Here is a 590-nt window from a genome sequence, read left to right on the forward strand (position 1 = left end):
ACCGAGTTCCGGATCCTCCTGCATCGCCTCACCCACCTTCTTGATCGCTTTGCGCATCTTGTTGAGGTCGGTGTTGAAGGGAACGTGGATCTTGATTTTTATACGCACCCAATCGCGGCTGTGATTGGTGATGTTGCCCATCGAACCGAAGGGGATCGTGTGCAGCGGTCCGTTATGGTGACGCAGCTGCACCGAGCGCAGCGAGATCTTCTCGACCACACCCTTGCCGGCGGCGCTTTGGATGTATTCGCCCTTTCGGAAGGCATCTTCGACCAGATAGAAGAGTCCGGTGATGATGTCCTTGACCAACGTCTGGGCGCCAAAGCCCACCGCGAGCCCGATGACGCCGGCGCCGGCCAGCAGCGGTCCGATGTTGACCCCCAGGGCGGCGAGCGCCATCAGCACAGACATCGTGATGATGGCGACGAAGAGGAAGGCCCGGATCACGGGCAGCACGGTGGCGATGCGTGACCCCGGCTTGCCCATCGGGTCCTCGTTGGCTTCCTCCGCCTCTTCCACCGCGTAGTGGTCGAGGGCAAGCTTGCTGCCCTGCCATATGGTCCAGCCTAGCAGCGCCGCACCGCCGATCT

1 protein-coding gene is annotated in these 590 nt (G+C 61.9%); it reads right to left on the reverse strand.

What is annotated here, in order from left to right; translation table 11 throughout:
- A partial coding sequence (locus ACKGJN_RS16575) for a mechanosensitive ion channel family protein (protein WP_409540675.1) occupies positions 1 to 590 on the reverse strand: 590 nt, incomplete at both ends.

It is taken from the genome of Gillisia xinjiangensis, assembly GCF_046298265.1.
GTDB classification, from domain to species: domain Bacteria; phylum Bacteroidota; class Bacteroidia; order Flavobacteriales; family Flavobacteriaceae; genus Gillisia; species Gillisia xinjiangensis.